Raw genomic sequence first — 24,527 nt, forward strand, 5'->3', positions numbered from 1 at the left:
TTTCCCTGCTTGAAGACCCCATGTAGACGACGTGGTTGATAGGTTCGGGGTGGAAGCGCGGCAACGCGTGGAGCTGACGAATACTAATCGGTCGAGGACTTATCCAAATATTCGGATGAACATCTCAAGTTTCGCATCCAGTTTTCAGGGGGCAAGACTCCTTGAACGCAACAATTCGTTGTTTCTTGGCGGAAACAACACAATAGGTTTGGTGATAATGGCGGAAGGGAACCACGCGTACCCATCCCGAACACGAACGTTAAGCCTTCCAGCGCCGATGGTACTTGGACCGCAGGGTCCCGGGAGAGTAGGACGTCGCCAAGCCGAGAAGCAAAGAACGCCTTCAGATCGAGCCATCGATCCGGAGGCGTTTTTTTCGTATGCAACCATTCCAGTCTTTACGCCGTATTCCGATCGCGGGGGGCCTCCATAATAACCAACAGGAGGTGGGTCAGGAATGATAAAATCTCGACCGTGGTTGATTTGTCTTCTACTCCTCGCACTGGTTGCGGCCGGATGCGCGAACGGGTCCTCGACGGATCCGCTGCAGGATCGTCCGTTGAACGCGGCATCGATCGGTTCGGACGTTCGTCCGGGGGGAAGCGGCGTACAGCATCCCCTTCCCAATGTAGAGCCCAAGGCGAACGCCGAAACAAAGAAAGCGGAACTCGCCGACCAACCGACGACCGAAACGCGCAAGCCGAACGAAGCCCCGCAGACGAAAGCGCATGCAGTGCTGCCCGAGAAGAAACGCAGGGCAGACGTCAAGGGGGTCTATGTATCGCCGCACGCGCTGCATGGGAAGCGATGGAGGAAAATCGAGAAGCTGCTGAAAGGTACGGAACTGAACACGTTGGTGATTGACGTTAAGAGCGACTACGGCAAATTGACGTATCCCTCGAGGATCGACGCGGTGAAGGAGATCGACGCGGACGGCAGCGCGAAGATCGGCGATTTGGCCTCATATCTAACCCCCCTCAAAAAGAACGATACTTATCTAATCGCACGCATCGTCACCTTCAAAGACCCTTACTTAGCCGCTAAGAAACCCGAATGGGCGATGAAGCGGAAAGACGGTTCCGTATGGCGCGATAAGCGAGGGGTCTCATGGGTCGATCCGTACAACGAACAGGTTTGGGAATACAATATCCGAATCGCGGAAGAGGCGATCTCGGCCGGGTTCGATGAAGTACAATTCGACTACGTGAGATTCCCCGAGCAAGTCGGAACGGTCGATCGCGAAGTTTCCTTCCGCAACCCCGGCAACGAAACGAAGGACCAGATCATCCAACGATTTCTTCGGACGGCTACGCGGCGCGTGCATGAGGCGGGAGGGTTTACGTCGGCGGACGTCTTCGGATTAACGACGACGGCGAAAGACGGCATGGGCATCGGTCAGAAGTGGGAACTGCTGGCTCAGGAGGTAGACGCGATTTCGCCGATGGTGTATCCGTCCCATTACGCGAAGGGGAGCTACGGCGTGCAACACCCCGACTTGAAGCCCTACAAGATCGTGAAGGAAGCGATCGCGGACGCGAAGTCGCGGAACGAAGCGTTAGCGCGCAACCGTGAACAGGCCGCGGCGTTGCGCCCGTGGCTGCAGGATTTCACGGCGAAATGGGTGAAGCCGCATCAGACGTATCGGAGAGCCGAAGTTCAAGAACAGATTCAAGCATTGAAGGAATTAGGCATTAGACAATATCTTTTGTGGAATCCTAGCTCCAACTACTCGTTCTAGCGTTCCTTGACCCTTATATTTGACTTTGATACTATTGGCTGTAATGAAAATCGAGGAGGGTCACCCTTGACTTGGGAAAATAAATTTGCAAAAGAAGGTCTAACGTTCGACGACGTGCTGCTCGTGCCTCGCCGGTCCGACGTGTTGCCCCGGGAAGCGGACGTATCGACGAAGCTGGGCCCGAACTTGCAATTAAACATTCCGCTGCTCAGCGCGGGCATGGATACGGTCACGGAGTCCAAGCTGGCGGTCGCGATCGCGCGCGAGGGCGGAATCGGCATCATTCATAAAAATATGTCCGTCGCCCAACAGGCGGAAGAGGTCGATCGGGTGAAGCGTTCGGAGAGCGGCGTCATTACGAATCCGTTCTCGTTGACGCCGGATCATCATGTGTACGACGCCGAGGAATTGATGGGCAAGTTCCGGATTTCCGGCGTCCCGATCGTGGACGAGTCCAATAAGCTGGTAGGAATCCTGACGAATCGCGATCTTCGATTCGTGCACGACTACTCCATTAAGATCAGAGAAGTGATGACCCGGGAAAACCTGGTCACGGCGCCCGTCGGCACGACGCTGCAAGAAGCGGAGGGGATTCTCCAGAAGCACAAGATCGAGAAGCTCCCGCTCGTCGACGACGCGTACCAACTGAAGGGCCTGATCACGATCAAGGATATCGAGAAGGCCATCCAATTTCCTCATGCCGCTAAGGACGCTCAAGGACGCCTTGTCGTCGGCGCGGCGGTCGGCATCAGCAAGGATACGTTCGAGCGCGCGGCGGCGCTGGTGGAGGCGGAGGTCGACGTTCTCGTCGTCGATTCCGCGCACGGTGCGCACGTAAACATCATCGAGACCGTCCGCAAGCTGCGCCAAGCGTACCCGAAGCTGCTCATCATCGCAGGCAACGTGGCAACGGCGGAAGCGACGCGCGAGTTGATCGAAGCCGGCGCTTCGGTCGTGAAGGTCGGCATCGGGCCGGGTTCGATCTGCACGACGCGGATCATCGCCGGCATCGGCGTACCGCAGGTGACGGCGATCTACGATTGCGCGAACGCGGCGCGGGAGTACAACGTACCGATCATCGCCGACGGCGGGATCAAGTACTCCGGCGACGTGACGAAGGCGATCGCGGCCGGCGCGAGCGCGGTCATGATCGGTTCGCTGTTCGCGGGAACGGAAGAGAGCCCGGGCGAGTCGGAAATTTTCCAAGGTCGTCGGTTCAAGGTGTACCGGGGCATGGGATCGATCGGCGCGATGAAAGAAGGCAGCAAGGATCGGTACTTCCAGGAGAACGAAAGCAAGCTCGTACCGGAAGGGATCGAAGGTCGCGTTCCGTATAAGGGGCCGCTGAAGGATACGATCCACCAGTTGGTGGGCGGACTTCGATCCGGCATGGGCTACTGCGGCACGAAGACGATCGACGAGCTTCGTCTCGACACGCAATTCGTCAGAATTACAGGCGCGGGCCTTCGCGAGAGCCACCCGCACGACGTGCAAATCACGAAGGAAGCGCCGAACTACTCGTTTTAATCGGCGATCGGGCGGGGCTTCGGCCTCGCCCTTTTTCCATTATAACCCTTCGGGCTTTCGTCGCTTTGGTCGTCTCGGATCCTATGATACAATAAGGTAATGGAATTCTATTAAGACGGGTAAAGGGGAATGAATGAAGTGATGGTGACCAAGCGCAAACGTTTCGGCCGAGCGGCTGTGATTCTATCATGTGCGATACTAGCTCAGACGTTCTCTCCCTTCCTACATAACGCGAAGGCCGCGGAACAAGTCGATCTCGGGCTGAACGTGAACGCGGCGGTGTTGATGGATGCGGAAACCGGGCAAATCTTGTACGCGGAAAACGAGAACGAGCCCTATCAACCGGCCAGTATGACGAAGATGATGACCGAGTACTTAGTCATGGAAGAAATCGAGGCCGGCCGCATGACATGGGAAGACATGATCTTCACGACGGAGCATGCCGCGGACGCGATCGGCTCCGGGCAGCAGATGGCCGAAGGCGTCTCCTATCCGGCTAAGAAAGTGTTCGAGCTGCTGTCGATTTACTCGGGGAACGACGCGGCGGTCGCGTTCGCCGATCATATCGGCGGCACGGAAGAGCAGTTCGCGAAGATGATGAACGAAACGGCGAAAAAGCTAGGCTTATCGTCCGGCACTTATTTCATTAATTCCACCGGTTTGTCACGCAGGGATATGGGGAAATATGCGCCGACCACGTTGGAAGGCGAGACGCTGTTAACGGCGTTGGACGCGGCGAAGCTGGCGCAAGCGATCGTCCTTGAGCATCCGGAGGTGTTGGAATTTACGAAGATTCCGACGCTGAAGTTTAACGAGGCGGATGCGAAGCCGATGGTCAACTGGAACTGGATGGTCGAGGGGAATAAAGACAACCCGAATTTTAGATCCTATGCTTATGATGGGTTGGACGGCTTGAAGACGGGCCACACGTCCGATGCCGGTTATTGCTTCACGGGGACGGCAGAGCAAAACGGTATGCGGCTGATCAGCGTCGTCATGGGCGCCGAATCCGAGAAAGCGCGGTTCAACGAGACGCGCAAGCTGCTCGATTACGGCTTCAACAGCTTCGAGAAGCGCACGATTCTGTCCGCGAAGACGGAACTGCCGGATCTGAAGACCGTACACATTCCGAACGCATTGAATCAAGAGGTGCCGGTCGTCATCGGTCAAGGGATCGAGCTGATCGTGGGCAAGACGGAACAGGCGACGCCGCAATTGACGGCGAACGTGTACCCGGAGGATCAATTGAAGGCGCCGCTGAAGGCGGAGGATCAGGTAGGCACGGTGAAGGTCGTCTATGGGGACCGTACGATGGAGGTGCCGCTCATCGTTACGGAGGACGTCGAGAAGGCGGGCTGGTTCCGCATGCTGATGCGAGGCATCGGCGGATTCTTCTCAGGCTTGTTCGGGGGCATCGTGGGTCTTTTTAAATAAGACCCATTGTTGCTAAGCCTTGACGGAATGTGTAAAATATAGTTTCAGTAATCATTGTTTCGGACATGAAGCGGAGGGCAAGGAAATGGTGCAAACGGGAACTTCTCGCGTTAAGCGGGGTATGGCTGAAATGCAAAAAGGCGGCGTCATCATGGACGTCATGAATGCGGAGCAAGCGAAGATCGCGGAAGCGGCCGGCGCATCGGCGGTTATGGCGCTCGAGCGGGTTCCGGCGGACATTCGCGCCGCGGGCGGCGTCGCTCGGATGGCGGACCCGACGATCGTAGAGGAAGTGACCAAAGTCGTCTCCATTCCGGTCATGGCGAAAGCGCGGATCGGCCACTTCGTCGAAGCGAAGATCCTCGAGGCGCTCGGCGTCGACTATATCGACGAGAGCGAAGTATTGACGCCGGCCGACGAGGTATATCACATCAATAAGAACGACTTCACCGTACCGTTCGTGTGCGGCGCCCGCGACTTGGGCGAGGCGCTTCGCCGCATCGGCGAAGGCGCATCGATGCTGCGGACGAAGGGCGAACCGGGAACGGGCAACATCGTCGAAGCGGTTCGGCATATGCGGATGATCCAAGCGCAAATTCGCAAGGTACAGAGCATGTCGAAGGACGAACTCATGGCCGAAGCGAAAAACCTCGGCGCTCCGTACGACCTGATCCTCTACGTGAACGAGAACGGCAAGCTGCCGGTGGTCAACTTCGCGGCGGGCGGCGTGGCGACGCCGGCGGATGCGGCGCTCATGATGCACCTCGGCGCGGACGGCGTCTTCGTCGGGTCCGGCATCTTCAAGTCCGACAATCCGGAGAAGTTCGCGAAGGCGATCGTCGAAGCGACGACGCATTACACGGACTACGGCTTGATCGCCGAGTTGTCCAAAAACTTGGGTACGCCGATGAAGGGTATCGAAATTTCGAAGCTGGAATCGAATCAAAGAATGCAGGAGCGGGGTTGGTAAAACTCCCCGCTTTTTCTATATTAGAACACGGATAGCGAGGGGAGCGCCGATGAACGTCGGAGTACTGGCGCTGCAGGGCGCGGTAGCGGAGCATATAAGAAGTATTGAAAGCTGCGGAGCGAAGGGCGTCGTCGTGAAGCGGACGGAGCAGCTGGACGAGCTGGACGGCTTGATCATCCCCGGCGGGGAGAGCACGACGATCGGCAAGCTGATGCGGACATACGGATTCTTGGACGCGATCCGGGACTTCTCCGCGAAGAAGAAGCCGATCTTCGGCACGTGCGCTGGCCTCATCGTGCTGGCGGAGCGCATCTCCGGCGAGGAGAGCGCGCACCTCGGTCTCATGGACATCACCGTGGCGCGCAACGCTTTCGGCCGTCAGCGGGAGAGCTTCGAGATCGATCTGGCCATGAAGGACTGGGACCGTCCGGTTCGCGCGGTGTTCATCCGAGCGCCGATCATCGAGAGCGCCGGGGCCGCGGTGGACGTCCTGGCGACGTACAGGGACGGCATCGTCGCGGTGCGGCAAGAACATCTGCTCGGAGCGTCGTTCCATCCGGAGCTGACGGACGACAACAGCATGCATGCGTATTTTACGGAAATGATTCGGCAATACAGCGCTTAAGTTTCTCGTAGCCGTCTGAGGAGGTTGTAGTTGTGTTAGATATGAAGTTGCTTCGCAACGATTATGAGCGCGTGAAGCAAGCGCTGATCGCGCGCGGCGGCAAGGCGCTGCCCGAGCTCGAAGCGTTCACGTCGGTCGACGCCCGCCGTCGGGAGCTGCTCCAAGAGAGCGAGTCGCTGAAGAACCGCCGGAACACGGTATCGCAGGAAGTCGCGCGGAAGAAGAAAGCGGGAGAAGACGCCGAAGAATTGATCCTCGAGATGAGAGACGTATCCGATCGGATCAAGGCGCTGGACGACGAGACTAGAATCGTCGAGGAGCAGCTCGATGCGATTCTGATGTCGATTCCGAACGTGACCCACGAGAGCGTACCGGTCGGGTCTTCCGAAGAAGACAACGTGGAGGTGCGCCGCATCCTCGAGCCGCGAAGCTTCGATTTCGAGCCGAGGCCGCACTGGGATGTCGCCGCCGCGCTCGGCATCGTCGATACGGAAGCGGCGAGCAAGGTGACGGGGTCGCGGTTCGTTTTCTATAAGGGTCTTGGGGCTCGTCTGGAGCGGGCGTTGATCAACTTCATGCTCGACCTGCATACGGGCGAACACGGCTACGAAGAGCTGACGCCGCCGATGATCGTGAACAGCGACAGTCTGCGCGGGACGGGGCAGCTTCCGAAGTTCGCGGAGGACGTATTCAAGCTGGAAGGACTCGATTACTTCTTGGTGCCGACGGCGGAAGTGCCGGTCACGAACTTCCACCGCGAAGAAATCTTGAATGCCGCCGACTTGCCGAAGTATTACACCGCCTACAGCGCTTGCTTCCGTTCGGAAGCGGGATCGGCGGGACGCGATACGCGCGGCCTCATTCGGCTGCACCAGTTCCATAAGGTCGAGCTCATCAAGGTGACGACGCCGGAAAGCTCGTACGAGGAGTTAGAGGCGATGACGGCGAACGCGGAGAAGGTGCTGCAGCGTCTCGGGCTGCCATACCGCGTTCTGGCGCTCTGCACGGGCGATATCGGCTTCACCGCGGCCAAGACGTACGACCTCGAGGTATGGCTGCCGAGCGCGGGCATGTACCGCGAAATCTCGTCTTGCAGCAACACCGAAGACTTCCAGGCGCGGCGCGCGCAAATTCGGTTCCGCCGAGATGCCAAGTCCAAACCTGAATTCGTGCACACGCTCAACGGGTCGGGCCTCGCGATCGATCGGACGATCGCCGCGATCTTGGAAAATTATCAGCAGGAAGACGGCAGCGTCGTCATTCCGGAAGCGCTGGTGCCATATATGGGCGGAGCGACGGTTATTGCCAAGAAGTAAGGCATTGTAGCGACTAGGCGAAGTGTGATACAATGCTGTTTATCGCGGAGAGGTGGTCGAGTGGTTTAAGGCAGCGGTCTTGAAAACCGCCGTAGTCGTGAGGCTACCGTGGGTTCGAATCCCACCCTCTCTGCCATAACCTACATAAGACGATGAAGGGAGCGGGCGACCGCTCTCTTTTTATTTTTATGGCAAAGGACCGCGCGCATATTTCCCCTCCGGAAATCGAATCTTAACAAACGGAGGTGTGTCACCATGACCAAGACGGACATTCTGACCGTGAATCCGCAGGAGCTCGCCCGAGCGTGGAACGAGACGCTGCCGGTGCTGCTGAACGCGTCCGACAAGGCGACGGTCGTCGCCGACGAACGCGACGCCAACGTGCTTCGCATTCATATCGATACGGCGGGGCGCAGTATGTATTCATTCGATTTTAAGTGCACGTATGTGGATTCTCGCGAAGTGAAGGTCGAAATCGTGGACGCCGAGCGCGGCCACGACCAGGCCGACGAAACCCGCGAGATCATTCAATCGTTGATCGAAGACTACGTTCGCCATATCCACGAATGCGCGCAACGACTGAAGGGGCTGACGAACGCATGACGAAGGCGAAGAACGGTTGGGACAAGAACCTCACCAATGTCGTGAACGCGCTGGACGCGCCCGATTTGCCGGCGCTCGAAAACCAACAACGAAATCAGGATAAGAACGACCGTCGTCACCAAGACCGGCTGAACGTCGCTTCGCAGCGGCACGAGGCCGAACAAAACCATCAAGCAGGGGAGAGCTGAAGCGCCATGAGCAAGCGAGGCACATTCACGATCGATCCTCACATCGGGCAAGACCACGAGAACCCGGCGCGCCATCGGAAGGATCCGGCGCATCCGGTAGAACCGCTGTCCGGCTCGAAGAAAGTGAAAAACATGCAGCACTCCCGAAAAAATCACGGAGAAGGATCGTAACGACGAAGCGGGCCGTCCTTAGAGGACGGCCCGCTTTCGATCGTACGGGGCGTTATTTCGGCACGACGATGGAACGAATCATCGGGTAGAAGCGCGGAGACACGCCTTCCGCCGCCTCCGAGTTCGGAAAGTTCAACGTAAAGCGGAACAGCTTGTCGTCGATCTCCATCGCGATCATATTCACCGAGCCGGAAGCGCCGCTCGCATGCAAAATAAATGCGGCCTTCACCCGAATGTCCTCGTCGAAGAACGTCTCCTTCATGTCCGCGACGTTGTCTCCTACGGCTTTCAGGGCGTCTTCCGCGGACGATCGAAGCGCCGTCAGGTCGGTATCTTCCGGGAGCGGCTCGATGCGAAGGAAGAATTCCGGGAACTCCTTATGGAACACCATATCCTTCCCGGGTTCTTCCGGCGTAAATTCGAAGCCCTCCATCAAATAAAAGACGTACCCCAATTCGCTCTCCGTCAGCGAAGCGGGGACCGCCTCCGTCATGCCCTCGACAGTGACGTTCAGCTCGGTCCGCTCCGGCAGTTCCTTGGCGTCCGCGACCGGCGCTTCCGCCGGCGGCGTCTGCTCGTTGGCGGGCTGCTCCGGAGCGGCCGGCGTCTCCGCTTCGCCTTGCGTCGCGCCGTCCGCGACCGGCGGATCGACAGCTTCCTCCTTCGCGCCGCCGCCGGAGCATGCGGCGAGCACAGCGATCAACGCGGCGGCTAACAATAATCCGCCCTTCTTTACATAAACGCGATTCATGCTTGATCGACCTCCTTCGTTACTAGTATTGACGAAACGAGCGAGTTTATTGTTTCAAACGACGGGGGAATCGGACGTTTCCGGCGAGGGACTTTCGGGGGATGTCGATTGTAAACATTCGATCTTTGAACGATGGTAAATTAATGTGAATAAAGCGTTTACAACCTAGATAGTTCCTATATTTTTTTCGTTCACTGGGGGAATATAACAAATCATGAAAATAGGCTGAAATTAGTGTTCGACAAGAATGGGAATTTGATGTACATTGAGACTATGACTCTATTAAAGTGGTGACAAAAGCATGAGCTTGGACCTACAATTTTTAACCGGGATCTTCTTTTCTATATTAGATTTTGCAAGTTTTACACTGTTATCCCTATCGATTTATAGAATTCCTATTCAGCTTTATTGGAAACGATTAATCGCGATTCAATTTTTTTTCATTGCCGTCATGTTAATTCACGACTATGTGTTGCTTAACAGAGACTACTACGCTTTAATGATCGCAGGCACGGCAATCATTCTGTCGACGTTCTTATTGCGGATCCCTCTGCTGTACTCCTCATTAATTTGGGGCACCGGGTATTTGGTAAATACTTTTATCCAAACGCTCATCATTCTTGTAATAACCGGTACCGGTATATTTACGATCGAACAACTGCAAACTAACTCTTTATTACGCAATTCCACTACGTTTGCGATATTCCTTGTAAATATGCTGGTCGTGTATGGAATCGAGAAAAAACGATTAGGTTTCATGTTTATTATGAATCGTTTCCGCATCCAAAAGCGAAGCATTCAATTGAAAGACATTTTTATCGCTATTTTGTTCATCTGCGCTGTCAGCCTTGTTCAATTCGGAATCATTAGTTTTCAGTCGAACGACATGAACCATTATATGATCATCGTTCTTGCCGCCGTTGCCGCCATTTCCCTGATTGGACTATACATTACTTACAAACTGAATATGAAGGAAATAGATGAGAGATTCAGCTCGTTACGGGGGAAAAACCGGTGATCGCAAAACTTTCGAACGGAATCGCGAAATTCATTCGGGAGAATAACGAACAAGCCGCCTCAATGGAAGTCTTAGTGTTTTCAACGATCATTGTCCTGAACACAGTGCTTGTCACCTTTACCGTACTAGTCGTTGCCGCATTCACAGGTCGGTTAGGCGAAGCGGCCGCGATGCTTTTCTCCTACGTGCTGCTTAGGTTCTTTAGCGGGGGGATGCATCTGCATACCTCGAAGCATTGTAACACTGTATCCATCGGGTTGTTTATCGTCCTTTTGCACTTGCCCATTCCGTACAACGACGTGGGGTTTTACTTAAATCTTGTTGCAGTCGCCCTCGTTGCTTGGTATGCACCTACGAAGGATATCATGCATTTGAATAAGTTGGGGCCGAAGTACACCATTCATTTTAAGTTGATTGCACTTATGATTGTCACGGCGAACTTTTGGATTGCGTCTCCCATATTGTCTTTAGCCTTTCTCGCACAGGCACTATCCTTAACCCCTCCGGCGTATAAAGGAGCGGCCTTATTGAAAGGAGGTGAACTGAAATGAAAACCCGCATTGCAATTATGGCGAATGCCGTCTTGGCAGCAATTGCAACTGTAGTAATGACCAGTGCAAGTGTCTCGTACTTCTATCGTCCAGAGGTTCCGGCTGAACTGCAGCGCAAACAATAATGCATAGGTCGGTACAACAAATCAATACTTAGATTAAGATCACGAGACTCTATGTATCGTGATCTTTGTCGTTCTCTAGAGGGGAAGAGGCGTTATGGAAGTTAGCTCACGAAATCAATGGATCATTCTTGCGATGACTGCTTGTATGGTCGGGGTGCAGTTCGGATTTCCTTCGCAAATCACTTTATTAGTACCGCCTACAGTGATTATTCTCGCCATTTTGTTCTTGTATCGACGGCAGATCAGATCGTATCAATGGGTAGACCTAACTCGTTCGAACCAACTTTACAACATCTTTATCGCGCTGACGCACGGATTAATCGCCCAAGCCATCGGAATCGTAATTATCGAATACGGTTTTCGAATCCCGGAGCCGGACATCGGCTTACAAATTACTACAGTCGTACTGATTAGCTCTACGTTCTTTTCAGCGATTCTGGAAGAAGTAGTCTACCGGAAAATCATATTTTCAAATTTGGATCGACGGATCGGATTTTGGGGGGCAGCCGCGATCAGCTCCTTGTTGTTTGCCGTATCGCATTATAATTATGCTGCGCATCTAGGTTATTTCTTTCTTGGGATGGTTTGGTGTTATGCTTACAAGAAGTCGGGAAATTTAGGCGTCGTCATCGCTGCTCACACGATATTCAATGCCATTTATTTTGTCGTTAGAATTTTACAAATGTAAGAATGAAAAGGAAGGCCAAGTGCACCGGGTAAAACGACCGCCACAGCCAGCTCGGCGCCCGGTAAGCGGCAGTCGCGAAGACGGACGGCGCATACGCGATGGCGAGCGTCGGGACGATGCTAAACACCTGCAAGGGAGCTTGAAATAACAAAACATAAAGGATGTTCAGTCCGAAGTGCAATAGCAGCGTCGCGTGGCGCGTCGTGTATCGGAAAATCAACAAGAGCAGCAAGCCGTACGCTCCGTAATCGAACGCGACGGCTTCCAAGAGCAATGCGGCGCCGATCGGAAACAAATAGCCGACCGGGTTGCCTTTAATTCGCTCCATCCCGTAGACGGCCGCGGCGGACACGAAGAACGTACCGATGACGTTGATCGTCCACGTATCGAACAACAGGGAGAACGGAGCTTGCGAGAGGACGGCGAGCCCTCCGAGACGTAGAAGATATTTCGGAACGCTTCGCGCACGCGTGAGTCCGAAGGCGATCAAATACGTATAAACCGGGAACGCGATTCGCCCTACGATCCGCCACATCGGCGAATCGGGGAACCAGACGAGACCGATATGGTCGATCAACATCGTAAGCATCGCGATCCATTGCATGACAAAGAAACCCCTCTCGATAAACTCCCCCCATTATAACACGGCCCGTCTACATAATTTGCCATGGAAAAGAGAACGATACTTCTGTCCGAAATTCAAGACCGACAGGAGGAAATAACCATGCGTTGGTTCGTACCGATTACGATCGCGATCGCGGTCGCCGTATCAGGGGCGGGAACCGCCGCGGCGGAGCACCGCGAAGACGGGAAGGCGCATCATCACCGGCGGCCTTCAACGCACGTCATGGCGGCCCCTTCGCACCAAGCGATGTATATGCAGCTGCTCGCGGAGAAGTACGCTCCGGAGACGGCGGCGGCGTGGAAGCAGACGATGGCGGAGCGCGTCGCGCTAATGGACGAACTTCAAGAGCTGAAGAAAGCCGGCAAGTGGAAGCGAGAAGACGCGAAGGCGAAGATGGAGCGCATGGCGGAGGAGAAGGGCGAAGCCATGAAGGAGCATATGGCGTTGGTCGAGCAGTTCACGCAGGCCGTCCAAAAGGAAGACGCGAAGGCGATCAAGGCCGTGCTGCCGAAGCTGCTCGCGTCCGAACAGAAGCTGAACGAGACGCTGCGCCAGTGGGTCGAAAGCGCGAGACAAGCGAAAAGCTCATAGGTTGGAAAAAGGAAAACCGTCTCGTTCGGCGAAGGCCGGACGGACGGTTTGATTTGTGATATGGATGGTCGAGACGACAGGATTCGAACCTGCGACCTCTTGCTCCCGAAGCAAGCGCTCTACCAAGCTGAGCCACGTCTCGACGTTAGCGTCGCATAAGCGACGACATGTACTAATTTAGCACGAATCTATACCGGATGCAAGTGGAAAATGGTGGCGCGCCACGGGGGGACTCGAACCCCCGACGCATAGTTTAGGAAACTATCGCTCTATCCGGCTGAGCTACGGGCGCGCAGTGGAATTATAATATCACGTACGAGGCTTGTCAGGCAAGGCGTCAGAACGTCCTCACGAATTGGGTGATCGTAATGTCCGGCGCGATTTCTATGACGCCTGTCGGTTGAAAACCGTACCTCTCATACAAGCTTACGGCGGGCGCGTTCGCGGTCCCGGTCGAGACGACCGCCTTGCGAAGACCGGGCAGGTTCAGGACGGATGAAAGCAGCTTCGAAGCGATGCCGAGGCGGAACCGGTCCGGATGCACCATCATGCGGTGAACGTCCAGCGTCTCGCCGCCGTCGATCCGCTTATACGAAATCGCCCCGACAAGGCGGTCGTCGGCCTCGAAGCAGCCGACGAACGATTCGCCGCAGGCGGCGAGCGTCTCGGGCGTGTCCAGCAGCGGAGGAATCGTATCGAGCCCGATGAGTCTGGCTTCGACCGGGTAAGACGCCTGCTGCAAATCATGCACCGCCCGCGCGTTCGCCGGATCGGCGATATCGAACGGCCGGCATTCGAAGCCGTCTTTCGACTTCTTCCGCAGCCGCCGGAAGAAGTCGCTCAGCATGGCGCCGCACTCCGCTTGGAGCACGCCGGACGTCACCTCGGTAACATGGTTGAACCGGTCGTCCTGCAGCAAGTTCATAAGCGTGCCGCAGCAGCCGGCCTTCGGGTCGGGCGCGCCGTAGACGACGCGCCGAAGGCGCGATTGCAGAATCGCGCCGGCGCACATCGGACACGGCTCCAGCGTGACGTATAGGTCGCAGTCGGTGAGCCGCCAGGCGTCCAACGTTTCGCTGGCTTCTTTGATCGCGATCATCTCGGCGTGCGCGGTCGGATCGCGGCCGGTTTCCCGCAAGTTATGTCCTCGGCCGATGACGACGCCGTTCTTAACGATCACGGCGCCGATCGGCACTTCCGCGAGAAGCTCGGCCTTGCGGGCTTCCGCGATCGCTTCTTCCATCCACCGTTGGTCTTGGGACGACGATGGCGATGCGTTTTCCATATGTAAATTCCTCCGATTGTGGATAAATTACGCGAACAAATATTCTTTGTGCACATGCTGTGTATAAAATTGTGGATAACTCAACTCGCTTGTGGACTTGTTGGTATTATACTATATAATAAGAAAAGCTTCTTCGATCCACAGGAAGCTCTTCTTGCCATGTCAGTACATTTCTATAGAATGATAAGCGACTGACGGGATCATACGGAATCGGATCATAAAGATAGGAGTTGTTACGATAGATGGCATTGAAAGCAGGAATCGTCGGGTTGCCGAACGTAGGGAAATCCACGTTGTTTAACGCGATCACGCAGGCGGGCGCGGAGTCCGCGAATTACCCATTTTGTACGATCGATCCGAACGTAGGGGTCGTCGAGGTGCCGGATCCGCGGCTCGGCAAGCTGGCCGAGATTGTGCATCCGGAGCGGATCGTGCCGACGGCGTTCGAGTTCGTCGATATCGCGGGTCTCGTGAAGGGCGCGAGCAAGGGCGAAGGCCTCGGGAACAAGTTCTTGGCTCACATTCGCGAGGTGGACGCGATCGTACACGTCGTCCGCTGCTTCGTGGACGAGAACATTACGCACGTCTCGGGCGGGGTGAACCCGATCAGCGACATCGAGACGATCAATCTCGAGTTGATCCTGGCCGACATCGAATCGGTGGAGAAGCGGCTGGAGCGTTCCCGGAAAAACATGAAGGGCGGGGACAAGAAGGTGCTCGCCGAGGTGGACCTGCTCGAACGGTTGAAGGAGACATTGTACAACGACAAACCGGCCCGGAGCATGGAGATGACGGACGAAGACCGCCTGCTCGTTCGGGACCTTCATTTGATCACGATGAAGCCGGTGCTGTACGCGGCCAACGTGAGCGAGTCGGAGGCGGCGAACTCGGAAGGCAATCCGTACGTTCAGAAAGTGCGGGAATTCGCGGCGTCGGAAGGCAATGAGGTCGTGCCGATCAGCGCGAAGGTCGAATCCGAAATCGCGGAGCTCGAAGGCGACGACAAGGCGATGTTCCTCGAGGAGCTGGGGCTGCAGGAGTCCGGATTGGACCGGCTCATTCAGGCTGCATATAAGCTGCTTGGTTTGTATACGTACTTCACGGCCGGCGTGCAAGAGGTTCGGGCATGGACGATCCGCAAGGGGACGAAGGCGCCTCAAGCGGCGGGCGTCATCCACACCGACTTCGAGCGCGGCTTCATTCGCGCCGAAGTCGTGGCGTACGACGACCTCGTCGCGGCCGGTTCGATGAACGGCGCGAAGGAACGGGGCCAGCTTCGTCTCGAAGGCAAGGAATACGTCGTCAACGACGGGGACGTCATGCATTTCCGGTTTAACGTATAAGCGGTTTCTTACGGGAGCGTGCTTCGCCGTCGGGCGGGGGCGCTCCTTTTTCCACGATTCAGTACGTATCTCCCGCGGAAATAACAACCCAATCGGCTAGATATACGGTTCCTTCCATAAAGAGGACGACGAATCCGTCGATCCTTGCTCAATTGTAAATTGACATCCGATTTTGGGGAACCATATACTAAAAGGATGAACACGACAACGAAAGTAAGAGGTGACCAGTCCATGCTTGATCGTCTACAAGCGCTTGCCGACCGGTACGATAAGCTTAGCGAGCTGCTTTGCGATCCGGATGTGGCGAACGACAACAAGAAGCTGCGCGAATACTCCAAGGAGCAGTCCGATCTCCAGGAAGTGTACGACGCGTATCAAGAATATAAAACGGTGAGCGAACAGCTGGCCGACGCGAAGACGATGCTCGGAGAGAAGCTCGACGACGAGATGCGCGAGCTCGTGAAGATGGAAGTGTCGGAGCTGTCCGAGCGGAAGGAACAGCTCGAGGCGCAAATCCACGTGCTGCTCATGCCGAAGGATCCGAACGACGACAAGAACGTCATCGTGGAAATTCGCGGCGCCGCGGGCGGCGAAGAAGCGGCGTTGTTCGCGGGCTCGCTGTACCGGATGTACACGAAGTACGCGGATGCGCAAGGCTGGCGCGTCGAGCTGATGGAAGCGAACGAGAGCGACCTCGGCGGTTTCAAGGAGATTATCTTCATGATCAAAGGCAAGGGCGCGTACAGCAAGCTGAAGTTCGAGAGCGGCGCGCATCGCGTCCAACGGGTGCCGGAGACGGAATCCGGCGGACGCATCCACACGTCGACGTCGACCGTCGTCGTCATGCCCGAAGTCGAGGACATCGAGGTCGAGGTGAAGGAGAGCGACATCCGCGTCGACACGTTCTGTTCGAGCGGCGCCGGCGGCCAGTCGGTCAACACGACGAAGTCGGCGGTTCGCGTGACGCACGTGCCGACGGGCATCGTGGCGACGTGCCAGGACGGCAAGTCGCAAAACTCGAACAAAGAGATGGCGCTTCGCGTCTTGCGCGCTCGCATCTACGAGAAGATGATGCAGGAAGAGACGGCGAAGTACGATTCCGAGCGCCGTTCCAAGGTCGGCACGGGCGACCGGAGCGAACGGATTCGGACCTACAACTTCCCGCAAAGCCGCGTGACCGATCACCGGATCGGTCTGACGCTGCATAAGCTCGACCAAGTGATGGACGGCGATCTGGACGAGATCGTCTCGGCGCTGACCGTCGCATCCCAGTCCGAGATGGTCGAGAGAGGGGAATATTCCGCGTGATGACAGTCAGAGAAGCCTTCATGAGGGCTTCTTCTTTTTTAGGGGAGCGGGGGACGAGCGAAGCGCCGGCGTCGGCGGAGCTGCTGCTGCAGCACGTCCTCGGCGTGACGCGAACGAAGCTGCTCGCCATCTGGAGCGACCCGATCGACGAGGATGCGTTCGAACGATTATGGGCGCTGCTGCAGCGCCGCGCCGCGGGCGAGCCGGTGCAGTATATTATGGGCGAGGCGTATTTCTACGGGCGGCGCTTCGCGGTCGATAAGACGGTGCTCATCCCTCGCCCGGAGACGGAGCTTCTCGCGGAGCGGGTGCTGCTGCTCGGCCGCGAGCTGTGGGGCGCCGAGGGGGCGCCGCGCGTCGTGGACGTCGGCACGGGCAGCGGGGCGATCGCGGTGACGCTGGCGGCGGAGCGGCCGTCTTGGCGCGTCGCGGCGAGCGATATTAGCCCGGAGGCGCTCGGGACGGCGCGTCGCAACGCCGAGGCGAACGGGGCCGAGCTAGAATTTCTGCTCGGCGATCTGCTCGAGCCGGCGGCGAAAGCGTACGGCGGCGGGATCGATATTCTCGTCTCGAATCCGCCGTATATTCGGTCGTCGGACATGGCCGAGCTCCAGATCGAGGTGCGGGAGTTCGAGCCGCATCTGGCGCTCGACGGGGGCGAGGACGGCTTGGATCCGTATCGGCGGCTGCTGGCGCAGATGGCGTCGTTCGACGTCCGGCCGCGGATCGTCGGCTTCGAATGCGGCCTCGGACAAGCCCGCGACTTGGGGAAGCTGCTCCAAGAAGCGGGGCGGTGGACGGACGTGTCGATCGTGGAGGATTACGCGGGGATCGAACGTCATGTGATCGGCGTGCGGAAGTAGCTTCGAAAAAAATGCTAGATTGCTAGGTTTAGAGATTGCGGCGGGTGTCCATACTGAGACTATCATAACAAGTCTTAGAGGGGGCAACCCAACGTGAAACAGCAATCATCCTTTATGAAATCTTTCGTACTCGTCGTCGGCATGGTCATGATGCTCGTAGCATCCTGGGAATATAGCAAGGCGGATCCGGTGTTGGCGCAAGCCGTGTCGGATTCGACGATTCCGGCGGAATCGATTCGTCTGCGCATTCTGGCCGATTCCGACGCGCCGGCGGATCAAGCGCTGAAGCGCCGCGTGCGCGACGCGGTCATCGCTTCGATGAGCGAATGGGCGACGGGTCCGCAGACGATCGAGGAAGCCCGCGAGACGATTCGCGAGCGGCTGCCGGAGATCGAGCGGCTGGCCGCGGACATGGCTTCGGAAGCGGGATTCGCGTATTCGGTGAAGGCGGAGCTCGGGCTCGTGCCGTTCCCGACGAAAGTATATGACGGCAAGCTGTATCCGGCCGGCGATTACGAGGCGCTCCGAATCACGATCGGCCGCGGCCTCGGGCAAAACTGGTGGTGCGTGCTGTTCCCGCCGCTCTGCTTCGTGGACGTCGCTTCGGGCGAGACGCCGAGCGCGGCCGGGGTATCGACGGTGATGGCGGCCAGCGCGGTCGTCTCGGCGGACATGTCGGCCGAAAGCGACGATGTCGCGGCGGACGATACGGACGCAGCGAATGGCGAGGACGAGGCGCAAGTGGAGTATCGGTTTTTCTTGCTCGAGGCGATCTCCGATCTGGTCAACGCGGCGCGCGGCTGGTTCGGCGCATAAGTCGCGGGGGCGGAGCGATTCGAAGCGACGGTCATCGAGTATCCGCGCCGGCGCGTCGCGCGATGTGAAGTACGAACGAGCCCGACTGTGATATACTGGCGATATGGAACGTTGATACGGAAGAGGGGCATGAGATGTCCGACATTCGAACGAAATTGTGGCGCGTGGACGCGCGTAACGACTCGAGCCTCCGGGAGCAGCTGCTGGAGGCTTCCGCGCGTTTACGGGACGGGGGGCTCGTCGCGTTCCCGACGGAAACCGTGTACGGCGTCGGAGCCGACGCGCGAAGCGCGGCCGCGGTGGAACGCATCTTCGTCGCGAAGGGTCGCCCGTCCGACAATCCGCTCATCGTGCACGTGGCGACGATCGCCGCGGCCGAGGCGTTGGCGTCGGAGGTCGGGCCGGTCGAGCGGCGTCTCATGGAGACGTTCTGGCCGGGGCCGCTGACGATCGTGCTGCCGGCGCGGCCCGGCGCGGTGTCGCCCCGCGTGACGGCGGGGCTCGACACGGTGGCGGTGCGGCTGCCGTCGCACCCGATCGCGCGCGAGCTGATCGCGCTCTCGGATGTGCCGGTGGCGGCGCCGAGCGCCAACCGCTCCGGGCGGCCGAGCCCGACGCGCGCGGAGCATGTGCGCGAGGACCTGAACGGCCGCATCGACGGCATCGTCGACGGGGGCGCCGCCGACGTGGGGTTGGAGTCGACCGTCGTCCTGGTCGACCGGTCGAGCGGGGCCGTGCGCGTGCTGCGCCCCGGCGGGGTATCGGCGGAGGCGCTCGCGGCCGCCGGCTTCGTCGTGGCGTCGGTGGACGCGGGCGACGCCGAAGCGCCGGACGCCGCCGCTCCGCGGTCGCCCGGCGTTAAATACAAACACTACGCGCCTAAGGGGCGGCTGACCGTCGTGGAAGGCGCGGGCGACGCCGTGCGCGCCTACATCCAAGCGCGGCTCGACGAGGACGCCGCTGCAGGCTCGCGCGCGGCCGTGCTCGCGTTCGCGCCCGCCCCCGGCGCCGCTCCCGCGTACCGCGGCGCGGCCAAGCTCGTCGCCCTCGCGGAGACGCCGGGCGACGCGGCGACGGCGGCGCATCGGCTGTACGCCGCTCTCAGAGACTGCGACGCCGCGGGCGTCGAGCGGCTGTACGCCGAGGCCGTCGATCCGTCCGGCCTCGGCCTCGCCTTCATGAACCGGCTGCGCAAGGCGGCCGGCAACCGCATCGTCACCGTATAATCAAGCCTCCCCCGTTCGTCCGATCCCCCGGACATACATCCGTTCTTGTCCGCATAAGCATGGGAAAGAAGGGACAGGAGGGGGAGAGCTTGGCGGATATAACGGAACATCTTGGGCCGACGATGACGATCCTCCTGATCGCCGTCGCGCTTGGCATGGACGCGTTCTCGCTGTGCGTCGGCATCGGAATGAAGGGCATTCGTCTGCTGCACGTGGCGAAAATCAGCGCCGCGATCGCCGCGTTCCACGTCATCATGCCGCTCGTCGGCCTATACATGGGCCAGTACGTCAGCGTGCTGCTCGGCGGCGTCGCGTCCATGATCGGCGGCGGCCTGCTCGTCGTCTTGGGCGGGCATATGATTTACAACTCGCTGCGCGCGGGCGACGCCCCGTCGTTCAATACGGGGTCGTTGTTCGGCTTGCTGGCGTTCGCGATCAGCGTCAGCGTCGATTCGCTGTCGGTCGGCGTCTCGCTCGGCATGTTCGCGACGGATCTGGCGTTGACCGTACTGCTGTTCGGGGCGATGGGCGGCCTGTTGTCCGTCGTCGGGCTGCTCGTCGGCCGGCGCGTCGGCCAGATGATCGGCGAGTACGGCGAAGCGCTCGGCGGCGCGGTGCTGCTCGTCTTCGGCGTATTGTTCCTAATTTAGGGACGGGCGGTTTGTACTTCTTGGTCGTTTTACATAAAATAAGACCAAGGGGGGTGGCAAGCGCGTGAAACGAATTTTATTGGTATGCACCGGTAATACGTGCCGAAGCCCGATGGCCGAAGCGTTGTTCCGCAAGCGGGCGGCGGCGCGGGGCGTTCCCGTGGAAGTGAAGTCGGCCGGCGTGGCCGCGGTCCGGGGACAGCCGATGTCGGGCCATGCCGCGGACGTGCTGCGGGAGCGAGGCGTCGACCCGAGCGGGTTTCGGTCGAGCGAAGCGACGCCGGAGCTCATCCGTTGGGCCGACCTGATCTTGACGATGACGTCGCATCATAAGCGACATCTCTTAGAATTGTTTCCCGATGCGGTCGAGAAGACGTTCGCGCTGAAGGAATACGCGGGCGGGGACGCCGAGACGGCGGCGCTGTTCGCGGAGCGGGAATCGCTCGCGGCCGAGCTGCAGATGCGCCTCGCGCTCGGGCAGCCGATCTCGAACGAAGAGCGGGAGAGGCTGTACGATTTGGACCGGAAGCTGCCGAATCCGGACGTGCAGGACCCGATCGGAGGCAGTCGCGCGCGGTACGAGAAGACGGCCGACGAGATCGAAACCGCGATCGCGGCGGCGCTGGATCGTCTTTACAGCGAATGACGGATGCGGTATGATGGAAGCACCATATTTCGAATGGAACCCGATGTAACTGGCGACATTTGTGGAGTACCACATTGGAGCATCGGGACATACGGCCGGTCGCCTGGGCAGAGCATGGACGGAACGTTTCCGTCGTATGCTCTTTTTTGCCGTTTGGGGTATAATATGGCTCAGAAGAAAGAGGAGGCGGTTCAGATGAAGATCGCGATCGGAGCGGATCACGCCGGCTATCGGCTCAAGGCGGAGCTGCTCGAGTTCATTCGATCCCTGGGGCATGAGCTGGAGGATTTCGGCGCGCACGGGCCGGAATCGGTCGACTATCCCGACTTCGCGTCGGCGGTGTGCAATCAAGTCGTATCGGGCAAGGCCGACCGAGGCATTCTGATTTGCGGCACGGGCATCGGCATGTCGATCGCGGCGAACAAGGTGCCGGGCATCCGCTGCGCGCTCGTGCACGACGTCTTTTCGGCGAAGGCGACCCGGGAGCATAACGATACCAACGTCCTCGCGATGGGCGAGCGCGTGATCGGGCCGGGACTGGCGCAGGAAATCGTCGGTACGTGGCTTTCGACCGAGTTTTCGCAAGGGGAGCGGCATAAGAATCGGATCGGCAAGGTGTGCGCGCTGGAAGCGCAGTCGAACCTTCATCCATAAATCAAGCAAGGCGGTGCGAAGATGACGACGGATCGCGAACGTTGGGCGGAGGATGTATACCGGACGGCGATGGAGACGGCGCAGGCGGGAGGATTGACCGCGGGGCGGCTGTTCGTCGTCGGCGTCAGCACGAGCGAGGTGCTCGGGAGCCGCATCGGCACGGCGGGCGCGTCGGACGTCGCGGCGTCGTTGTTCGACGGGCTGCAGCGATTTCGGCGAGAGACGGGCATCTATGTGGCGTATCAATGCTGCGAACACCTGAATCGGGCGCTGGTCGTCGAACCCGATGCGGCCGAGCGATACGGTCTCGAGCCGGTGACCGTCGTTCCGGTGCCGAAGGCGGGCGGCGCGATGGCGTCGTACGCGTACCGGAACGTCCAAGGCGCGGTCATGGTCGAGGAGATCGCGGCGCATGCGGGAATCGATATCGGGGAGACGTTGATCGGGATGCATCTGCGGAAGGTGGCGGTGCCGTTCCGACCGGCCGTCCGCCGCATCGGGGAAGCCAGAGTGAACGCGGCGTACGCGCGACCGAAGCTGATCGGCGGCGCGCGGGCCGTCTACGTCATAGAACAACCGACGAATACGAAAGAAGAATAGGGAGATGGAGAATACGATGGAACATTTGAGAGCGCAAGATCCGGACATGCTGAAAGCGATGGGCCTCGAGCTCGGCCGCCAGCGGGACAACATCGAATTGATCGCATCGGAAAATATCGTCAGCGAAGCCGTCCTCGAAGCGATGGGCTCCGTGTTGACGAACAAGTACGCGGAAGGCTATCCGGGACGCCGGTATTACGGCGGCTGCGAATACGTCGACGTCGCCGAGGATCTCGCCCGCGACCGCGTGAAGCAGCTGTTCGGCGCGGAGCACGCGAACGTGCAGCCGCACTCCGGCGCGCAGGCGAACCTCGCCGTCTACCTCGCGGCGCTGAAGCCGGGCGACACGGTGCTCGGCATGAACCTGGCGCACGGCGGTCACCTGACGCACGGCAGCCCGGTCAACGCATCCGGCATTTTGTATAACTTCGTGCCTTACGGCGTAGAAGACGAAACCCATACGATCGATTACGACAAGGTACGCAAGCTCGCGTTCAAGCATATGCCGCGGATGATCGTCGCGGGCGCGTCGGCGTACCCGCGCATCATCGACTTCGAAGCGCTCAGCTCCATCGCGCAAGACGTCGGCGCGCTGTTCATGGTCGACATGGCGCACATCGCGGGCCTCGTCGCCGGCGGCGTGCACCCGAGCCCGGTGCCGCACGCGCACTTCGTGACGAGCACGACGCACAAGACGCTGCGCGGTCCGCGCGGCGGCCTGATCCTGTGCCGCAAGCCGTGGGCGCAAGCGGTCGACAAGGCCGTCTTCCCGGGCACGCAGGGCGGTCCGCTCATGCACATCATCGCCGCGAAGGGCGTCGCGTTCGGCGAAGCGCTCCGTCCGGATTTCAAGACGTACGCGCAGAATATCGTAACGAACGCCAAAGCGATGGCGGAGCAATTCCTCGCGGAAGGCATTCCGCTCGTCTCCGGCGGTACGGACAACCACTTGATGCTGGTGGACCTGCAGTCGCTCAACATTACGGGGAAGGTCGCCGAGAAGCTGCTCGACGAGATCGGCATCACGGTCAACAAGAACGCGATCCCGAACGACCCGGCCGGCCCGATGGTCACGTCCGGCATCCGGATCGGCACGCCGGCGGTCACGACGCGCGGCATGGGCGTAGACGCGATGCGTACGATCGCGACGATCATCGCGATGACGCTGAAGAACCCGAACGACGCGGCGACGCTCGATTCGGCCCGCGGCATGGTTCGCGATTTGACGGCGCAATATCCGTTGTACCCGAATATGTCGTATTAAGCGAAGCTAGAATATACGAAGGGGACCTTTTCCGCAGGGCGGGAAGGGTCTTCTTTGCCTACGGCTCCATTGCCCGGGGAATAAAGCGATTCGCTTGAGGAGGCGCTAGCATGGAAACGACGGCAACGCCGAAGCTCGATTTCACCGCCGTCGCGATGACGTTCAACCTGCGGCGCGCGACGTGGGTCGACGGACGGAACGCATGGCGCTATCGGAAGAGGAGCGCGGCGGCGGCCATCGTCGCGGCGGACGCGGACGTCGTAGGCACGCAGGAGGGCTCGCGCGCGATGATTCAGGAATTGTCCGCGCTGCTGCCCGGGTACGCGTGGCTCGGGGAAGGGCGCCGAGGCGGCGAACTCGACGAGACGAACGCGATCCTGTACCGGGCGGACCGATGGACGCCGGAAGCTTCCGGCACGTTCTGGTTGTCGGAGGTGCCGGAGCGGGCCGGCAGCCGCGCCTGGGGAGCGGCCTTCCCGCGCATCTGCACATGGGCGGTGCTCCGCTCGACGTCGAATGCCGACGTGCGGTGGGCGGTGGCCAACACGCATCTGGATCATATCAGCGCGCCGGCGAGACGCCGGGGCATCGCGCTCGTCGCGGAGCGGGCGCTCGAAATCGCGCAGGGCGAACCGATCGTGGTAACGGGCGACTTCAACGCGAAGCCGGACAGCGAGGTGGCGGGTTTGCTGCAAGCGCAAGGCTGGCGCAACGCTTTCGAAGATGCGTCCGGCGGAGCGTTACAGGCCGGCGCGACGTTCCACGGATTTCGGGGCGGCGGCGAGCGGGGACGTCCGATCGATTATATTTACTATCGAGGATTCGCCGCCGAGAGGGTCGAGGTCGCCGTCGACCGGTCGAGATACGAAGGAAGGTACCCTTCGGATCATTACCCCGTATACGCGCGTTTCCGTTGGACGTAGCCGAGAACGACGAAGAGCCCGGGGAGGA

Annotated in this window: 28 protein-coding genes, 3 tRNA genes, 2 rRNA genes, 1 pseudogene and 1 riboswitch; of the genes and pseudogenes, 28 read left to right on the forward strand and 6 right to left on the reverse strand. The window is 59.0% G+C overall.

Annotation, left to right across the window (positions count from 1 at the left end):
• The 12 genes from RIN49_RS26900 to RIN49_RS26955 form a co-directional block, all read left to right on the forward strand.
• Positions 1-107: ribosomal RNA gene (locus tag RIN49_RS26900) — 23S ribosomal RNA — on the forward strand; the annotation flags it as partial.
• A 100-nt stretch (positions 108-207) separates the two neighbouring features.
• Positions 208-324, forward strand: a 5S ribosomal RNA gene (gene rrf / locus RIN49_RS26905).
• Positions 325-457: 133 nt separating this feature from the next.
• Positions 458-1,738 carry a putative glycoside hydrolase gene (locus RIN49_RS26910; RefSeq protein WP_309123203.1) on the forward strand — a complete coding sequence of 427 codons (1,281 nt, stop codon included), beginning with the start codon at positions 458-460 and terminating at the stop codon, positions 1,736-1,738.
• A gap of 66 nt (positions 1,739-1,804) precedes the next feature.
• Positions 1,805-3,265 (forward strand): IMP dehydrogenase, encoded by a 1,461-nt coding sequence (guaB, locus tag RIN49_RS26915; RefSeq protein WP_309123204.1) that lies wholly within the window; start codon positions 1,805-1,807, stop codon positions 3,263-3,265.
• 129 nt (positions 3,266-3,394) lie between these two features.
• The gene (locus RIN49_RS26920; protein ID WP_309123205.1) at positions 3,395-4,699 is read left to right on the forward strand and encodes a D-alanyl-D-alanine carboxypeptidase family protein; all 1,305 of its coding nucleotides are present in this window, start codon (positions 3,395-3,397) and stop codon (positions 4,697-4,699) included.
• 85 nt (positions 4,700-4,784) lie between these two features.
• Positions 4,785-5,669, forward strand: coding sequence for a pyridoxal 5'-phosphate synthase lyase subunit PdxS (pdxS, locus tag RIN49_RS26925; RefSeq protein WP_309123206.1), 885 nt, complete (start codon positions 4,785-4,787; stop codon positions 5,667-5,669).
• Positions 5,670-5,718: 49 nt separating this feature from the next.
• On the forward strand, positions 5,719-6,294 hold the full coding sequence (gene pdxT / locus RIN49_RS26930) for a pyridoxal 5'-phosphate synthase glutaminase subunit PdxT (protein ID WP_309123207.1): 576 nt from the start codon (positions 5,719-5,721) through the stop codon (positions 6,292-6,294).
• Between the two features lie 32 nt (positions 6,295-6,326).
• Complete coding sequence (gene serS / locus RIN49_RS26935; protein ID WP_309123208.1) at positions 6,327-7,610, forward strand: serine--tRNA ligase; 1,284 nt, start codon at positions 6,327-6,329, stop codon at positions 7,608-7,610.
• 46 nt (positions 7,611-7,656) lie between these two features.
• A tRNA-Ser gene (locus RIN49_RS26940) sits at positions 7,657-7,746 on the forward strand.
• 119 nt (positions 7,747-7,865) lie between these two features.
• Positions 7,866-8,213 carry a hypothetical protein gene (locus RIN49_RS26945; protein WP_309123209.1) on the forward strand — a complete coding sequence of 116 codons (348 nt, stop codon included), beginning with the start codon at positions 7,866-7,868 and terminating at the stop codon, positions 8,211-8,213.
• Positions 8,210-8,401 carry a hypothetical protein gene (locus tag RIN49_RS26950; protein ID WP_309123210.1) on the forward strand — a complete coding sequence of 64 codons (192 nt, stop codon included), beginning with the start codon at positions 8,210-8,212 and terminating at the stop codon, positions 8,399-8,401. Before RIN49_RS26945 ends, RIN49_RS26950 begins: the two co-directional genes overlap by 4 nt.
• Before the next feature lie 6 nt (positions 8,402-8,407).
• Positions 8,408-8,572, forward strand: coding sequence for a small acid-soluble spore protein P (locus tag RIN49_RS26955; protein WP_309123211.1), 165 nt, complete (start codon positions 8,408-8,410; stop codon positions 8,570-8,572).
• A 52-nt stretch (positions 8,573-8,624) separates the two neighbouring features.
• Here RIN49_RS26955 and RIN49_RS26960 read toward each other — a convergent pair whose 3' ends face one another.
• A complete protein-coding gene (locus RIN49_RS26960; RefSeq protein WP_309123212.1) occupies positions 8,625-9,323 on the reverse strand; it encodes a hypothetical protein in 699 nt (232 codons plus the stop codon).
• A gap of 301 nt (positions 9,324-9,624) precedes the next feature.
• Here RIN49_RS26960 and RIN49_RS26965 point away from each other — a divergent pair, with 301 nt between their 5' ends.
• The 4 genes from RIN49_RS26965 (at position 9,625) to RIN49_RS26980 (ending at position 11,705) form a co-directional block, all read left to right on the forward strand.
• Positions 9,625-10,341 carry a hypothetical protein gene (locus RIN49_RS26965; RefSeq protein WP_309123213.1) on the forward strand — a complete coding sequence of 239 codons (717 nt, stop codon included), beginning with the start codon at positions 9,625-9,627 and terminating at the stop codon, positions 10,339-10,341.
• The gene (locus RIN49_RS26970; protein WP_309123214.1) at positions 10,338-10,892 is read left to right on the forward strand and encodes an accessory gene regulator B family protein; all 555 of its coding nucleotides are present in this window, start codon (positions 10,338-10,340) and stop codon (positions 10,890-10,892) included. Before RIN49_RS26965 ends, RIN49_RS26970 begins: the two co-directional genes overlap by 4 nt.
• Positions 10,889-11,017 (forward strand): cyclic lactone autoinducer peptide, encoded by a 129-nt coding sequence (locus tag RIN49_RS26975; protein ID WP_309123215.1) that lies wholly within the window; start codon positions 10,889-10,891, stop codon positions 11,015-11,017. The genes RIN49_RS26970 and RIN49_RS26975 overlap by 4 nt, the downstream gene beginning before the upstream one ends.
• Before the next feature lie 94 nt (positions 11,018-11,111).
• Positions 11,112-11,705: a CPBP family intramembrane glutamic endopeptidase gene (locus tag RIN49_RS26980; protein ID WP_309123216.1), complete on the forward strand. Its 594-nt coding sequence runs from the start codon at positions 11,112-11,114 to the stop codon at positions 11,703-11,705.
• Here RIN49_RS26980 and RIN49_RS26985 read toward each other — a convergent pair.
• A complete protein-coding gene (locus RIN49_RS26985) occupies positions 11,686-12,309 on the reverse strand; it encodes a TraX family protein (RefSeq protein ID WP_309123217.1) in 624 nt (207 codons plus the stop codon). The two genes, RIN49_RS26980 and RIN49_RS26985, sit on opposite strands and share 20 nt — an antisense overlap.
• 120 nt (positions 12,310-12,429) lie before the next feature.
• Between RIN49_RS26985 and RIN49_RS26990 the strand changes: the two genes are divergently transcribed.
• Positions 12,430-12,921 (forward strand): hypothetical protein, encoded by a 492-nt coding sequence (locus tag RIN49_RS26990; RefSeq protein ID WP_309123218.1) that lies wholly within the window; start codon positions 12,430-12,432, stop codon positions 12,919-12,921.
• A 65-nt stretch (positions 12,922-12,986) separates the two neighbouring features.
• On the opposite strand, the gene RIN49_RS26995 is transcribed toward RIN49_RS26990, so the two are convergent.
• The 4 genes and pseudogenes from RIN49_RS26995 to tadA all read right to left on the reverse strand — a co-directional run.
• Positions 12,987-13,063, reverse strand: a tRNA-Pro gene (locus tag RIN49_RS26995).
• A 72-nt stretch (positions 13,064-13,135) separates the two neighbouring features.
• Positions 13,136-13,213, reverse strand: a tRNA-Arg gene (locus RIN49_RS27000).
• 45 nt (positions 13,214-13,258) lie between these two features.
• The gene (locus RIN49_RS27005) at positions 13,259-13,672 is read right to left on the reverse strand and encodes a GNAT family N-acetyltransferase (protein WP_309123240.1); all 414 of its coding nucleotides are present in this window, start codon (positions 13,670-13,672) and stop codon (positions 13,259-13,261) included.
• A gap of 54 nt (positions 13,673-13,726) precedes the next feature.
• A pseudogene (gene tadA, locus RIN49_RS27010) lies at positions 13,727-14,206 on the reverse strand (tRNA adenosine(34) deaminase TadA); the annotation flags it as partial.
• Between the two features lie 242 nt (positions 14,207-14,448).
• Here tadA and ychF point away from each other — a divergent pair.
• The 11 genes from ychF (at position 14,449) to RIN49_RS27065 (ending at position 24,499) form a co-directional block, all read left to right on the forward strand.
• On the forward strand, positions 14,449-15,549 hold the full coding sequence (ychF, locus tag RIN49_RS27015; RefSeq protein WP_309123219.1) for a redox-regulated ATPase YchF: 1,101 nt from the start codon (positions 14,449-14,451) through the stop codon (positions 15,547-15,549).
• A gap of 231 nt (positions 15,550-15,780) precedes the next feature.
• Positions 15,781-16,857, forward strand: a complete 1,077-nt coding sequence (gene prfA, locus RIN49_RS27020) for a peptide chain release factor 1 (RefSeq protein ID WP_138195871.1) — start codon at positions 15,781-15,783, stop codon at positions 16,855-16,857.
• Entirely contained in the window at positions 16,857-17,720 is an 864-nt protein-coding gene (prmC, locus tag RIN49_RS27025) for a peptide chain release factor N(5)-glutamine methyltransferase (protein WP_309123241.1), read from the forward strand. The genes prfA and prmC overlap by 1 nt, the downstream gene beginning before the upstream one ends.
• A gap of 93 nt (positions 17,721-17,813) precedes the next feature.
• The gene (spoIIR, locus tag RIN49_RS27030) at positions 17,814-18,536 is read left to right on the forward strand and encodes a stage II sporulation protein R (protein WP_309123220.1); all 723 of its coding nucleotides are present in this window, start codon (positions 17,814-17,816) and stop codon (positions 18,534-18,536) included.
• A 134-nt stretch (positions 18,537-18,670) separates the two neighbouring features.
• A complete protein-coding gene (locus RIN49_RS27035) occupies positions 18,671-19,762 on the forward strand; it encodes an L-threonylcarbamoyladenylate synthase (protein ID WP_309123221.1) in 1,092 nt (363 codons plus the stop codon).
• A gap of 89 nt (positions 19,763-19,851) precedes the next feature.
• A complete protein-coding gene (locus RIN49_RS27040; protein ID WP_375295295.1) occupies positions 19,852-20,412 on the forward strand; it encodes a manganese efflux pump MntP in 561 nt (186 codons plus the stop codon).
• Positions 20,413-20,476: 64 nt separating this feature from the next.
• Positions 20,477-21,058 carry a low molecular weight protein arginine phosphatase gene (locus RIN49_RS27045; RefSeq protein ID WP_309123222.1) on the forward strand — a complete coding sequence of 194 codons (582 nt, stop codon included), beginning with the start codon at positions 20,477-20,479 and terminating at the stop codon, positions 21,056-21,058.
• A gap of 35 nt (positions 21,059-21,093) precedes the next feature.
• Positions 21,094-21,174, forward strand: a riboswitch (ZMP/ZTP riboswitch).
• 79 nt (positions 21,175-21,253) lie between these two features.
• Positions 21,254-21,712 (forward strand): ribose 5-phosphate isomerase B, encoded by a 459-nt coding sequence (gene rpiB, locus RIN49_RS27050; protein ID WP_309123223.1) that lies wholly within the window; start codon positions 21,254-21,256, stop codon positions 21,710-21,712.
• A gap of 21 nt (positions 21,713-21,733) precedes the next feature.
• The gene (locus tag RIN49_RS27055; RefSeq protein WP_309123224.1) at positions 21,734-22,312 is read left to right on the forward strand and encodes a TIGR01440 family protein; all 579 of its coding nucleotides are present in this window, start codon (positions 21,734-21,736) and stop codon (positions 22,310-22,312) included.
• A gap of 16 nt (positions 22,313-22,328) precedes the next feature.
• Positions 22,329-23,576, forward strand: coding sequence for a serine hydroxymethyltransferase (locus RIN49_RS27060; protein ID WP_309123225.1), 1,248 nt, complete (start codon positions 22,329-22,331; stop codon positions 23,574-23,576).
• Between the two features lie 110 nt (positions 23,577-23,686).
• A complete protein-coding gene (locus RIN49_RS27065; RefSeq protein WP_309123226.1) occupies positions 23,687-24,499 on the forward strand; it encodes an endonuclease/exonuclease/phosphatase family protein in 813 nt (270 codons plus the stop codon).
• The last annotated feature ends 28 nt before the right edge of the window (positions 24,500-24,527 follow it).

Origin of the sequence: Paenibacillus sp. (genome assembly GCF_031177825.1) — a bacterium.
Classification (GTDB): domain Bacteria; phylum Bacillota; class Bacilli; order Paenibacillales; family YIM-B00363; genus Paenibacillus_AE.